The sequence below is a fragment of the Kitasatospora sp. NPDC054939 genome, assembly GCF_053610105.1.
Window position 1 is genome coordinate 1 of record NZ_JBSGXP010000204.1, and the last position, 12,045, is coordinate 12,045.

Genomic DNA, 12,045 nt, shown 5'->3' on the forward strand with positions numbered 1-12,045 from the left:
GCGGTGCCTGTCCGGCGGCCAGGGCGGTCAGTTCGCGGCCGGTGTCCCCGGCTCGGCGGGGGAACTCGCGGGCACGGTCGATCAGCGGATCCATGAGGGAATGCCTCCTTCTGCCCCCTCGCGCGGGGCGGGGGCGGGCGGTCGGTCTGGCAATGAACTGTCAGAACAGGCCGCAGACCTGGAGGTCGGGACCGGTCGCGGGCACGGCGGAGCCGCGCCGCCGCACACCGTCGGTGACCCCCCGGTGACCTGATGCTGCGTCAAGACTCAGTAAAACACGGGTATGGGGGAGGCAAAAGCAGGATCGGGACAGGAGTTGTGCTGGTCCGGTTAACATCCTGTTACTGCACCGTGCTGGCGCTCCGGGCCGGGCGTGTGTTCGCGCCGGGCGGGCGGATGTTCGGCGCCGGAGGGTGCGCCGGGTCGCGCCGGGGCTGCCCCGGGGCAGCCCCGGGGTTGTTCCGGGGTCGTTCCGTACCGTCCGGGGCGGGATCCGGGCCGCTTCCGGGACGCGCCGCGAGGCAGGGGGCCGGCCGGGGGCCGTGGGTGGTTTCGGGTCAGTCGCGGTAGCGCGCGGCCAGCAGTGCGACCGTGTCGGCCAGCGCGCGCCGCAGTTCCGGCGGTCCGAGCACCTCCGCCTCCGCCCCCAGCCGCAGCACGTCGCTCACCGCGACGGCCGGCGACTCCACCGACAGCTCGACCTCCACCCAGCCCTCGTCGTCGGCCGGCCCGGCACCCTCCAGCGCCTGCACGCCCACCGCACCGAACTGCATCGGCAGCAGGCGCTGCGCCCGGGGCGAGAGCCGCAGCCGGGCGGTGCCCTGGCGGAGCCGGGCCTCCAGCCGTCGGGAGGACTCCGCCCAGTAGCCGGCCAGGTCGAAGCCGGGCGGGCGTTCGAAGGCTTCTCCGGTGGCGTCGATCCCCAGGAAGCGCGACACCCGGTACGTCCGGACCGTGTCGCCCGCGCCGCCCTCCTCCCGGCCGGCGGCCCCGGCGGCCCCGGCGCGTTCGGCGCACTCGGCTTCTCCGGTCGGGGAGGCGGCCAGCGCGACCAGGTACCAGATGCCGCCCTTGAGGACGATGCCGAGCGGACGCAGCTCGCGGTGCACCTCGCCGCCCCAGCGCCGGTAGTGGGCCCGCAGGACGCGCTGCTCCCGGACGGCCGCGGCGATCTCCTCCAGATGCGGTACCCGGTCGGCGTCCCGGAACCACGCCGGTGCGTCCAGGTGGAAGCGCTCCTCGACCCGCCGGGCCTGCTCGGCGAGTTCGGGCGGCATCGCGGCGTGCAGCTTCAGCCGGGCGGCGGCCACCGCGGTGCCGAGGCCGAGTTCCCGGGCCGGTCCTGGCACGCCCACCAGGAACAGCGAGCCCGCCTCGGCGTCGGTCAGCCCGGTGAGGCGGGTGCGGTAGCCGTCCATCAGCCGGAAGCCGCCGGCCGGGCCGCGGTCGGCGCAGACCGGGACGCCCGCCGCGCCGAGCGCCTCGACGTCCCGGTAGACCGTGCGGACGGACACCTCCAGCTCGGCCGCGAGTTCGGGCGCGGTCATCCGGCCCCGGTTCTGGAGCAGCAGGAGCAGCGAGAGCAGGCGGTCGGCGCGCATCGGGCCATTGTCGCCGCGGTACCTGACAGGAGGTGTCAGGTACGGCGTCCAGGCTGGTCACGCAGACCGCGGGGAACGTCCGCGGCGCGGTTCGACGGCCGTACGGGCGGGTGTGCCGGTCGGGCGGTCGGACGGAGTTCCGAACGAGAGCACAGCGAGAGGACGGACCATCATGGCCACCGAGACCACCGGGCACTTCAGCTGCACCGACTGGCAGGAGAACGCGGTCGGCGCGCGGGAGCAGGGCCCGAGCCTGGCCCGGGCGTCCGCGGTCAACGCCTTCACCGGCGGCATCGAGGCGGGCGCCACGTCCTGCGAGTACACCGTCGCCTACGCGGAGGACAAGAGCGGCACCTTCGCCGGGTTCGAGCTGTTCGACGGCCGGCTCGACGGCCGCGGCGGCGCCTTCCTGGTGGAGGAGCGCGGCCGGTTCGACGCGGAGGGCACCGTGCACTGCACCTTCGAGGTGGTCCCGGGCACGGCCACCGGCGAACTCGCCGGCCTGCGCGGCAGCGGCTCCTTCACGGCCCGCGCCGGCGAGAAGTCGATCGCCTACACCTTTGCGTACGAGCTCGGCTGACCGGCCGCCGCACCCGTGCGCCCGGCCCCCGGCCTCCGTCGGCTGCGGGCCGGGCGCGGGCGGGGTCAGCCGTCGGCCTGCGTCCGGCGGCGGGAGACGACGAGCGCGCCGGCGCCCAGGGCGAGGGCGGTGGCACTCGCGGCGGCCAGGCCGGTGGTGGCCGACGAGGCGCCGGTCTCGGCGAGGGTGGTGGAGGTGGCCGTCGCGGCGGTGCTGCCGGTGGCCCCGGTGCTGCCGGTGGTGGTGCTCTTGACGGTGGTGCGGACCGGCGTGGCGGTGGCCGCCGGGGTGGTGGGCGCGGTGGTGGTGACCGCGGCCGGGACGGCAACGGGGGTCCTGGCAGCGGCCTCGCGGGCGGCCTTGGCCTCGGCCTCCGCCTTGGCCTTCGCCTCGGCGGCGGCCTTCGCGGCGGCGCGCGCCTCGGCGAGGGCCGCCTGGGCGGCCTTCTTCGCCTCCAGGGCCTTCTCGGCGGCGAGCTGGGCCTGGCCCATCCGCCGGGTCTCCTCGATCTGCGCGTCGCTCAGGGCATCGTTGACCGTGGCCAGGACGGCATCGGCGTCGGTTTCGGCCTTGGCGGCGGCGTCGGCGGCGAGCTTGGCCTGGTGGAGGGCGGTGAGGGCGGCGACGCGCTGCTCCTCGGTGGAGGCGGAGTCGTCGAGGATCCGGTTCGCGGTGCTCTGGGCTGCGGCGAGGGCCTTGCCGGCGGCGGACTTCGCCGCAGTGGCCGCCCGCCACTCCTTCAGGGCCTTGGTGTGCGCGGCACGGACGCCGTTGTACCGCGCGTCGAACGCTGCGTCGTCGTCGAACAGGATGTTGGACGCCTTCTCCTCGGCGCGTGCCTTCGCGTAGGCGGCGTCCGCGTCGGCGATGGCCTTCTCCAGCTCGGCGATGGTGGTGGCGTCCGACCGGGACTGGCCGGTCGGGGTGCTGTCGGCGAAGGCGGGGGTCGCGGAGAGGAGCGCGGCGGGCGCGACGACGGCGGCGACGGCGACGGTGGCCAGGGTACGGCGGACGTTCACGGGGAGGGCACCTCGGAGCAGGGGGCGGGCGGCGGTGTCGGCACGGGCGGACGGTGCGCGGCGCCGGTGCAGGCGCGACGGCATGGCGGTGGCGCCGCCTGCCGGAACCGGTTCCTGCCGTGAAGACCGTGTGATCATATACAGCCCGGTTGGCCGACGAACGAGCCCCGTCCCGGTACGGCCGCAGCGCGGGGTGCAGCCCGGACAAGCCCGGCGACGTGCGCCATTGACGGCACATCGGGACGGACCCGCCCCGGCACCCGGCCCCCGCACGGGGAGGTCGCCGGCCAGGGGCCCGGGGCGGGGTGCCGGGGCGGGCGGGCCGGGTTCAGTGTGCCGCGCGGCTGTCCTCCGCGGTCCAGGAGAGCAGCAGCCGGAGGGCGTCCGCGGACGGCGTGTCCGGCTGGGGGGCGTAGGTGATCAGGGCCTGGGTGGGGTCGTCGGCGGACCGCAGGGTCTCGTAGGTGAGTTCGAGGTCGCCGACGACGGGGTGGCGGAAGCGCGCCGGGCCGCTGGTCTTGTCCTGCACCGGGTGCTGGGCCCACCAGGTGCGGAACTCGCGGCTCTTGACGGCGAGTTCGCCGACCAGTTCGCGCAGCCGGAGGTCGTCCGGGTGGCGGCCCGCCTCCATGCTCAGGTAGGCGACGCTCTTCCGCGCACAGTCGTCCCAGTCCCGGTACAGGGTGCGATAGTCGGCGTGCAGGAAGGTGAGCCGGGCCATGTTGTGCTCCCCCGGTGCGAGGGCGTCGAAGCCGAACAGGGCGTTCGCGGCCCGGTTCCAGGCGAGCAGTTCCATCCGCCGCCCCATCACCAGCGAGGGCAGGTCCGGCACCGACTCCACGACGGTCCGCAGCATCGGGCGGACCTGCTGCGGACCCGCCGCCGCCCCGGCCGCCGGCCGGCCCGTCCCGCGCGGGGCCGCGGACGGTCGGGCGATCCGGTGCAGGTGCCGGACCTCGTCCTCCTCCAGGCGCAGGGCGCGGGCCAGCGCGTCGAGCACGGCGGGCGACGCGTTGCGGACCCGCCCCTGTTCCATGCGGGTGTAGTAGTCGACGCTGACACCCGCGAGTTCGGCGATCTCCTCGCGGCGCAGTCCCGCGACCCGGCGCAGCCCGACGGAGCCGGGCAGGCCGACGTCCGCGGGTCGGAGTAGGGCGCGGCGGGCCCGCAGGAAGTCGCTCAGCGCAGTGGTCGCAGTCATGCTCCGCATTCTCGCCGACCGCCCCGTGCGGTGCCTGGCCCTGCCAGGACCAGGCACCGCACGGGGCGGCCGAACCGGGGGACGAGGGGCCCGGCCGGTCAGACCGGGACCTTCACCACCAGGCCGCCGTCGACGATCAGGTCCTGCCCGGTGATGTACGAGGACCGGTCGGAGAGCAGGTAGCGGACGGCGTCCGCTACCTCCTCCGAGGTGCCGACCCGCTGCAGCGGCGGGGCCACCCGGCTGGCCTCGCGCGCCTCCTCGGTGTTGATGATGTCGTCGTACATCTCGGTGTGGATGTAGCCCGGGCTGACGGAGTTCACCCGGATCCCGCGCCCGGCCAGGGCCGGAGCGAGCGAGCGGGCGAAGTTGTGCACGGCGGCCTTGGTGGCCGCGTACACGGGTGCCGCGGCCATGCCGCGGTGCAGGGTCCAGGAGGCGTTGATCACCACGGACCCGCCGCCGGCGGCGTCCAGCAGCGGCAGGGACTGCTGGACGGTGAAGAACACCCCCTTCACGTTGACGTCGAACGAGTCGTCGAAGTCCTGCTCGGTGGTGTCCTCGACGGTGCGGAAGATGCCGACCCCGGCGTTGGCGAACACGCCGTTGAGGCGCCCGAACCGCTCGTCGATCGCGGCCGTGAGCCGCCGGGTGTCCGGCAGGCTCGCCGCGTCGGCCCGGACGGTCAGCAGCCGGGCTCCGCCGTCCGAGACGTCGGCCAGCCGGTCGGCCGTCCGCTTCAGCCGCTCCCCGGTCCGTCCGGTGACGACGACCTGGGCGCCGTCGGCCAGCAACTGCCGTGCGGTGGCGTACCCGATCCCGCTCGTGGCGCCCGTGACGAGGACGACGCGTCCGGCGAATCCGGCCTGCTCAGTGGTGTTTTCGTTCATGCCCCCACTCTGTCGGCCGGTACGTGCGCCAACCAGGCCCGGCCGTTCCCAGGGACTGCCGGTCCTACCCGGGCCCGCGCACCGGTCGGCCGCGCACCGGTCGGCCACGCGCCGGTCGGCCGCGCGCCGGTCGGTCACGCCCTAGACTCCGCCGATGAGCAGTGAATCCCTGCGCCTCACCGTCCTGGGCAGCGCCACCCCGTACCCGACCCCGGAGAACGCCTGTTCCGGCTACCTGGTGTCCGGGGCCGGTGTGCGGATCTGGGTCGACGCCGGCACCGGCACCCTCGGCCCGCTGCAACGGCACGTCCGGCTCGACCAGTTGGACGCGATCTGGATCTCGCACCTGCACGCCGACCACGCCGCCGACCTGCTCACCGCCTACTACGGGCTCCGCTTCGCCGATCTGCGGCCGGCCGCACCGATCCCGCTCCTCGGCCCGCCCGGCACCGCGGACCGGCTGGCGCACTTCCTCACCAACGGGCCCGAACGCAGCCCGGTGGAGGCCGCGTTCGCGATCGAGGAGCTGTCCGACGGCCACCGCACGCGGGTCGGCGGGCTGGTCCTGACCAGCCGCGCGGTGGATCACGGAGGGCTGCCCGCCTTCGCCCTGCGGGTGGAGGACCCGGACGGCCGCTCCCTGGTGTACTCCGGCGACACGGAGCCGTGCCCGGCCCTCACCGAACTGGCCGCCGACTGCGATGTGCTGCTCTGCGAGGCGGACTCCGCGGACGGGGACGGCGGGCACCACACCCCCGAGGCCGCCGGTGCGACGGCTGCCGCGGCCGGGGCCGGCCGGCTGGTGGTCACCCACGTCGGCCGGTCCCTGACGCCCGCGCGGGCGGTGGCCGCGGCCGCCGGCACCTTCGGGGGCCCGGTGGAGTATGCGGCACCGGGCGCGGAGTTCACCGTCGGGCGGTGACTGCGGTGACTGCGGTGACTGCGGCGACCGCGGTGGTCGGACCGGACAGGACCCGACCGGCCGGCATCCGGTCCGGGTTCGGGAAGGGGCCGACCCGGTCGGGTCAGTCGTCGAAGCGCCAGATCTCCTCCATCAGGTCGGTGTACTCCGCGGTGTGGCGGACCCGGAACGCCGACAGTTGCAGGGTGCGGCGGCCCCACGGGTCCCAGGGGCCGAGGGCGAGGCGGCCGAAGGACTGCCAGTCGGTGGCGGCGGGGTCGTCGGGGTGCAGTTCGGCCGCCTGCCCGGCCAGTGATTCGGGCCGGATGCCGAGGGCGTGCAGCAGGGCGTGCGGGTCGCCGGTGAGGTCCCACCGGGTGCTGTCCCAGCCCTCCGAGTGCAGGGCCAGGCCCGTCGGCAGGTGGACGGTGTCCTCGGAGTGGTGCGCGCCCATGTCGGTGCCGACCGAGCCGACGATCCGGGCGTCGGGGAAGCGGCGGTGCAGGGCCTCGGTCTCGGCGAGCAGGGGCAGTTGGTTGCCGTTGTCGGCGAGGGCAGGGTCGGAGAGGCCGATGAGGCCGCCCCAGCAGCCGACGTGGACGACGTCCAGGTCGGCCCGGGTGCGCGGGAGCGGGACGACGGTGTCGGTGCGGTACAGCTCGTCGAGGACGCACTCGACGGTGCCGAAGGACTCCGCGAACCTCCGTGCGGCCACCGGGTCGTGGGGCGGGAGCGCCCCGAGGGCCTCGGCGGTTCCCGGGCCGGCGCCGGCCGGGAACGGGGGTCGTAGGACGGTGACGGTGTACTCGCCCCAGCCGTGCACCGGGCGGTCGGGCGGGCAGGTCCAGTGGCCGTGGTCGGTCATGGCCGCCACGGTACGGGCGGGGGCCGACAGGGGGCCGGGCGGGGCGGCCGGTTCGCGGGTTCCTGAAGGGCTGTCACACCGGAGCGGGAGGAAGATCGTTCGGGCGGATGATGTCCCCGGCCGCCCGGGGGTGCGAGGCTCGTCGGTCGACGGACGAAGTCAGTGACGGGGTACGGGCGGTCAGGCCGCCCGGCCCCGGGAACGGGGGAACGGGACATGGCGGATCCGGACGCACCGGGCGGGCGCAACCTGCGGGTGGCACCCGGCGAGTTGGAGGGCAGCGGTCAGGGTGCCCAGAAGATCGCGGGGGAGATCCCGCCCGAGACGAAGAAGGTCGTCGAGCCGAGCGACGCGGCGGCGAACGAGCTGAAGGGCTGGGCGGCGGCCGGCGCGCTGCGCGACTGCACGGACGGCTGGAAGAAGCTGCTGGACGGGCTGGCCAAGGACATGGACGCCTACGGCGGCAAGCTGATCGCGACGGGGCAGGGCTACCGCACCGTCGAGCACACCGTCGCGGCGAGCATGGCGGCGCCGGCGCCCGCGCAGGTCTCCATCCAGCCAGGCGGGCCCGACCCGTTCGACACCCTGATCCGCGGCGGCGGCGCACCCAAGGGGGTCTGAGCGTGGACATCAAGACCCTCAAGGACGCCAACCTGGTGAGCCTGCTGACCGCCAAGTTCGCGTACGAGTTCCTGGCGAAGGACTTCGGCGAGCACGTCGAGGCGTGGCAGACCACGGTGGTCGACCGGGTGAACCGCTCGGGTTGGACGGGCAGCACGGCGGACACCGCGCACAAGGACCTGGCGGCGTTCTCCGGCAAGCTGAAGGCCGCGCACCAGGAGCTGATCCTGGTGCAGGCGGTGCTGGCGGACGCCCACCGGTCGATCGCCTCCGCGCAGTCGAAGCTGATCCAGGTGCTGGACGACGCCAAGGCGGGCGGCATCAAGGTCGCCGACGACGGCGGGATGTCCTGGGACAACGACCGCAACTCCAGCACCTTCGCCGGTCCGGGCGCCGCCAACAGGGCGGAGGCGCTGAGCACCAGGCTGCAGGCGGCGCTGGCCGAGGGCGCCCAGGCGGACGAGGCGGTGACCCGGCGGCTGCGGCACTTCGTCGAGAACGCCACCAGCGGCACCGGGCTGAACGGCGCGACCGCCGCGAAGGACCGCAAGGACCACCAGACCCGCACCGACTACCCCGGCGACAAGGCGAGCGCCGAGGAGATCAAGACCTGGTGGAACAACCTCAGCCCGGCCGAGCAGAACGAGCTGATCAACTCCAAGCCCGAACTCATCGGCAACCGGGACGGCATCCCCGCCGTCGACCGGGACGAGGCCAACCGGATCGGCATGCAGCGCGCGAAGGACAAGCTGCAGTACGACCTCGACCACCTGGGCCCGGAGCCCGAGCAGGTGGTGCGCAGCGGGCACGTCTTCGTGCAGAACCCGAAGCACGAGGAGTGGGAGAGCCGGAAGTCGGACCTGGAGTCCAAGCTCAACGGCATCAAGGCGATCGAGGACCGCCTCGGTTCGACCGTCACCCCGGACCAGCCGCCCGCGTACCTGCTGGGCTTCGACACCGAGGGCCGCGGGCACGCGATCGTCGCGGTCAACAACCCGGACACGGCGGACAACGTCGTCACCTACGTGCCCGGCACCGGCTCCAGCCTCGGCAACATCAAGGGCGACATCGGCCGCTCGGACGGCATGGTGGGGGCCGCCCAGGACGCCGACTCGGGGAAGACCACCTCCTCGATCACCTGGGTCGGCTACGACTCGCCGCCCGAGATCCCGAACGCGTCGAGCCCCACCTACGCGGAGGACGCCCGGCAGAAGCTGGCCGACTTCGAGAACGGCCTGCGGACCACGCACGAGGGCAGGCCCTCGCACAACACGATCATCGGGCACAGCTACGGCAGCACCACGGTGGGCCTCACACTGCGGGACAAGGGCCTGCCGGTGGACGAGGTGATCTTCGTGGGCAGTCCCGGGGTCGGCGTCGACGAGGCCAAGGACTTCCGGATGGACCCCAAGCACATCTACGCGGGCCGCGGCGACGCCGACTCCATCGAGTGGGCCAAGTCGGTCAACCCGATCGACTGGGCGCAGGAGGGGGTGAGCGAGTGGTACACGGACGTGACCAACGGCCTGCTCGGGATGAACCCCAACAACAACGTCCGGGCCGAGGAGGAGGACCTGCTCCGCTTCGGCCGCGACCCCGCCAACGACCGCTTCGGCGCGCAGCGCATCCCGACCGACTCCGGTACCGGGCACTCGGACTACTGGAAGGGCTCCTCGCTGGACACGATGGGCGACATCATCGCCGGCAAGCGTACGTAGGCGCCGAACGCGCAGGCCCCGAACACGCAGGCGTCGGAGGGCGGGCAGGTCGGGCTGCCGGCGCCGGGTGCAGGGGCCGGCGCCGACAGCCCGGGGGGTGGTGCCCCGCCCCTCAACGGGGCACCACTGCCGTCGGCTCACCGGACCCCCGCCGCGGCAGCACTGCCGCGGGGCGATGGGGGGCCGGACCGGCTCGACGGGGTCGGCCGGGGGCGCCGCCGGGCACGGGGGTCGAGGCGGCGTCCCCGGGTGCGCCCGCGGCTGACGTACCGCGGGGGCACCCCTCCGGGCGGCGCTCAGTCGGGGCAGCCGGTCGGAGGGGCGCAGGGGGGGACGGACGGGCACCGCGGGTTCGGCGGCGGGCCCGAGCGGCTGGTCGCCGGCCCCGGACCGTCCGGTCATGGCAAACATTATTGAACAGGATCCAACGGGAAGCAACAGCCCGATGGTGGTCCGGGATCCGTCGGGGGCCTCGGGTGGGGCGTCGGGCGGAAGGTCGTCCGGGCTTCGGCCCGGCTCCGTCCGCGCCCTCGGGTGCCGGGCCTCGGGTGCCGGCCCCGGCTGCCGGGCCGCGAAGACCGGGCTGTGGAAGGAGTGCGACGGTGGAGGACGTGCGGTCGAGGGTGTCGGCGTACGGGATCGCGGTGGCCGAGGGGCACATACTGCTCACCCGGCTGGCGGAGAGTTCGCCGGTGTTCGAGCCGGGTCTGTGGCACCTGCCCGGCGGCGGCATCGACCCGGGTGAGCAGCCGGTCCGGGCGCTCGAGCGTGAACTGCGCGAGGAGACCGGCCTCGACGTGCTCGGGGCCCGGCTCGTCGACGCGCGGACGTACACCGCCCGGCGCCTCGGCATCGCCTGGAGCCTGGTGGGCCTGTTCTACCGGGTCGAGCTCGCGCCGGGGGCGCCCGTGGTCACCAAGGCCGACGATTCGACGAGCGAGGTCCGCCGGCTGCCGCTGGCCGGCCTTGCGGAGTCGGAGCTCTCGCCGGCCGCGCTCGACGCGCTGCGGATGATCGGCGCCGCCGGGGCGTAGCGGTAGGGCGTCGTGGTAGGGCGTGGGAAAGGCCCCGCGGCCGGTCCGACCCGTCGTGCGGCGGGGGCGGACGGGCCGCGGGGCCGTTCCGCGTCGGGCCGGGTCAGGCGCCGGTGCCCGGCGCGGCCGGTCGGACGGCGATCGCGTCGATCTCGAAGAGCATCCCGGGCAGCGCCAGCGAGGCCACCCCGCTCAGGGTCTGAGCAGGAAGGCGGTCGCCCCAGGCGGCGTGCAGGGCCTTGCCCAGCACCTCCAGCTTCGCCAGGTCGTGGTCGACGATGAACGTGCCGAGCCGGACGACGTGTTCGAGGCCGAGCCCGACGGCGGCCAGGGCGGTGCGCAGGTTGTCGAAGGACTGCTCGACCTGGACGGCGAAGTCCTCGGAGACGACGTTGCCGGTCCCGTCGGAGGCGTACTGCCCGGCGATGAAGACGAGTTCGCCGGGTGCGGCGACGGCGTGGCTGTAGCCGAACGGGGCGGGGTCGTGGAGTCCGGCCGGGTTGGTGATGGTGCGGTGGTCCTGCGGGGTGGCGCTGGTCATGGCGGCGGTCCTTCCGGCCTTCGTGCGGCGGGGTGGCGGTGCGCGGGAATGCGGCACCGATCGCCCCCCGTTGTTCTTGAGTGATCGATCAAGAAGCAAGGTACCACGGTTTCTTGAGTGATCGATACAGAATTGGGACGCGCCGGGCGTGCGGGCCGGGGTGGCGGTGGCGCGGGGGTCGGATCAGGCCGCACTGTGCTGCAACTCGGCTGCGGCGTGCGGTCGGTGGTCGAGTATCAGGCCGATCAGCACCGGTGCCCGCGCTGCGGTGACCGGTGCTGATCGGCTCCATCGCCGGGTGCTCGGTGGCGGCCTGCCTGCCCGGGGCGAGCGCGGCGAGGCCGGTGGCGCCGCGGGCGGGTGCGGCCGATCGGCCTGTCGCGGACACGATCTGTCCTAGATCGCTCCTACCGTGGTTCTCGTCCACGGAACAGTGACCGACGGAGCGATCAGGCATGAGCGAGACCACCCGTACCACCACCGGCACCACCGACCCGGCGGGCGCCCCCGCGCCGGCCGTCACCGGCGAGCGCGCCGACCTGCTGGACGCGCTGGACACGCACCGGGGGCTGCTGCGCCTCACCGTCCGCGACCTCACCGACGAGCAGGCCGGGCTGCGGCCCACCGTCAGCGAACTCTGTCTGGGCGGACTGATCAAGCACGTCGCGGCGACCGAGCGCGGCTGGGTCGACTTCATCCTGAAGGGGCCGTCCGCCATGCCGGACTTCTCCGCCATGACCGAGGCCGACTTCGCCGAGCGGGTGAACGGCTTCCGGATGCTCCCCGGCGAGACCCTGGCCGGCGTGCTCGCGGACTACGCCGAGGTCGCCCGCCGGACCGACGAGCTGGTCGCCGCGCTGCCCGACCTGGACGTCTCGCACCCGCTGCCCGCGGCCCCCTGGTTCGAGGGCGATGTGCGCTGGTCGGCCCGGCGGGTGCTGCTCCACATCGTGGCCGAGACCGCCCAGCACGCCGGCCACGCCGACATCATCCGGGAGAGCCTGGACGGGGCCGTCGCCTTCGAGCTGGTGGCGAAGGAGCGGGGCGAGGAGTGGGGCGAGGAGTGGGGGTAGC

General features: G+C 74.4%; 12 protein-coding genes. 6 read left to right on the forward strand and 6 right to left on the reverse strand.

All coding sequences use genetic code 11. The features are described 5' to 3' along the window. Window positions 1-557: 557 nt before the first annotated feature. The gene (locus tag ACWGB8_RS35620; RefSeq protein WP_452217806.1) at window positions 558-1,601 is read right to left on the reverse strand and encodes a helix-turn-helix transcriptional regulator; all 1,044 of its coding nucleotides are present in this window, start codon (window positions 1,599-1,601) and stop codon (window positions 558-560) included. A 172-nt stretch (window positions 1,602-1,773) separates the two neighbouring features. On the opposite strand from ACWGB8_RS35620, the gene ACWGB8_RS35625 reads away from it, so the two are divergent. After that, window positions 1,774-2,181: a DUF3224 domain-containing protein gene (locus ACWGB8_RS35625; protein WP_452217807.1), complete on the forward strand. Its 408-nt coding sequence runs from the start codon at window positions 1,774-1,776 to the stop codon at window positions 2,179-2,181. Window positions 2,182-2,246: 65 nt separating this feature from the next. Here the strand turns inward: ACWGB8_RS35625 and ACWGB8_RS35630 are convergent, their stop codons facing one another. From ACWGB8_RS35630 to ACWGB8_RS35640, 3 genes are all read right to left on the reverse strand, one after another. Then, window positions 2,247-3,200 carry an LAETG motif-containing sortase-dependent surface protein gene (locus tag ACWGB8_RS35630; protein WP_452217808.1) on the reverse strand — a complete coding sequence of 318 codons (954 nt, stop codon included), beginning with the start codon at window positions 3,198-3,200 and terminating at the stop codon, window positions 2,247-2,249. Window positions 3,201-3,528: 328 nt separating this feature from the next. Further along, the gene (locus ACWGB8_RS35635) at window positions 3,529-4,401 is read right to left on the reverse strand and encodes a helix-turn-helix transcriptional regulator (RefSeq protein ID WP_452217809.1); all 873 of its coding nucleotides are present in this window, start codon (window positions 4,399-4,401) and stop codon (window positions 3,529-3,531) included. A gap of 98 nt (window positions 4,402-4,499) precedes the next feature. Further along, the gene (locus ACWGB8_RS35640) at window positions 4,500-5,291 is read right to left on the reverse strand and encodes an SDR family NAD(P)-dependent oxidoreductase (protein ID WP_452217810.1); all 792 of its coding nucleotides are present in this window, start codon (window positions 5,289-5,291) and stop codon (window positions 4,500-4,502) included. 154 nt (window positions 5,292-5,445) lie between these two features. Between ACWGB8_RS35640 and ACWGB8_RS35645 the strand changes: the two genes are divergently transcribed. Beyond that, complete coding sequence (locus ACWGB8_RS35645; RefSeq protein ID WP_452217811.1) at window positions 5,446-6,213, forward strand: MBL fold metallo-hydrolase; 768 nt, start codon at window positions 5,446-5,448, stop codon at window positions 6,211-6,213. 103 nt (window positions 6,214-6,316) lie between these two features. On the opposite strand, the gene ACWGB8_RS35650 is transcribed toward ACWGB8_RS35645, so the two are convergent. Further along, window positions 6,317-7,057 (reverse strand): DUF6333 family protein, encoded by a 741-nt coding sequence (locus ACWGB8_RS35650; RefSeq protein ID WP_452217812.1) that lies wholly within the window; start codon window positions 7,055-7,057, stop codon window positions 6,317-6,319. Window positions 7,058-7,273: 216 nt separating this feature from the next. Here ACWGB8_RS35650 and ACWGB8_RS35655 point away from each other — a divergent pair, with 216 nt between their 5' ends. The 3 genes from ACWGB8_RS35655 to ACWGB8_RS35665 all read left to right on the forward strand — a co-directional run bounded on the left by ACWGB8_RS35655 (window position 7,274) and on the right by ACWGB8_RS35665 (window position 10,430). Continuing rightward, window positions 7,274-7,678 (forward strand): hypothetical protein, encoded by a 405-nt coding sequence (locus ACWGB8_RS35655; RefSeq protein WP_452217813.1) that lies wholly within the window; start codon window positions 7,274-7,276, stop codon window positions 7,676-7,678. A gap of 2 nt (window positions 7,679-7,680) precedes the next feature. Further along, complete coding sequence (locus tag ACWGB8_RS35660; RefSeq protein ID WP_452217814.1) at window positions 7,681-9,396, forward strand: alpha/beta hydrolase; 1,716 nt, start codon at window positions 7,681-7,683, stop codon at window positions 9,394-9,396. Between the two features lie 602 nt (window positions 9,397-9,998). Then, on the forward strand, window positions 9,999-10,430 hold the full coding sequence (locus ACWGB8_RS35665; RefSeq protein WP_452217815.1) for an NUDIX hydrolase: 432 nt from the start codon (window positions 9,999-10,001) through the stop codon (window positions 10,428-10,430). Between the two features lie 103 nt (window positions 10,431-10,533). Here the strand turns inward: ACWGB8_RS35665 and ACWGB8_RS35670 are convergent, their stop codons facing one another. Beyond that, window positions 10,534-10,971, reverse strand: a complete 438-nt coding sequence (locus tag ACWGB8_RS35670; protein WP_452217816.1) for a RidA family protein — start codon at window positions 10,969-10,971, stop codon at window positions 10,534-10,536. 455 nt (window positions 10,972-11,426) lie between these two features. Between ACWGB8_RS35670 and ACWGB8_RS35675 the strand changes: the two genes are divergently transcribed. Continuing rightward, a complete protein-coding gene (locus ACWGB8_RS35675; RefSeq protein WP_452217817.1) occupies window positions 11,427-12,044 on the forward strand; it encodes a DinB family protein in 618 nt (205 codons plus the stop codon). Window position 12,045 lies beyond the last annotated feature (1 nt).

Coding starts and splice junctions, on each gene's coding strand:
- ACWGB8_RS35625 (WP_452217807.1), top strand. CDS start 1,774: ATGGCCACCGAGACCACCGGGCACTTCAGCTGCACCGACTGGCAGGAG.
- ACWGB8_RS35675 (WP_452217817.1), top strand. CDS start 11,427: ATGAGCGAGACCACCCGTACCACCACCGGCACCACCGACCCGGCGGGC.
- ACWGB8_RS35640 (WP_452217810.1), bottom strand. CDS start 5,291: ATGAACGAAAACACCACTGAGCAGGCCGGATTCGCCGGACGCGTCGTC.
- ACWGB8_RS35620 (WP_452217806.1), bottom strand. CDS start 1,601: ATGCGCGCCGACCGCCTGCTCTCGCTGCTCCTGCTGCTCCAGAACCGG.
- ACWGB8_RS35670 (WP_452217816.1), bottom strand. CDS start 10,971: ATGACCAGCGCCACCCCGCAGGACCACCGCACCATCACCAACCCGGCC.
- ACWGB8_RS35645 (WP_452217811.1), top strand. CDS start 5,446: ATGAGCAGTGAATCCCTGCGCCTCACCGTCCTGGGCAGCGCCACCCCG.
- ACWGB8_RS35635 (WP_452217809.1), bottom strand. CDS start 4,401: ATGACTGCGACCACTGCGCTGAGCGACTTCCTGCGGGCCCGCCGCGCC.
- ACWGB8_RS35655 (WP_452217813.1), top strand. CDS start 7,274: ATGGCGGATCCGGACGCACCGGGCGGGCGCAACCTGCGGGTGGCACCC.
- ACWGB8_RS35650 (WP_452217812.1), bottom strand. CDS start 7,057: ATGACCGACCACGGCCACTGGACCTGCCCGCCCGACCGCCCGGTGCAC.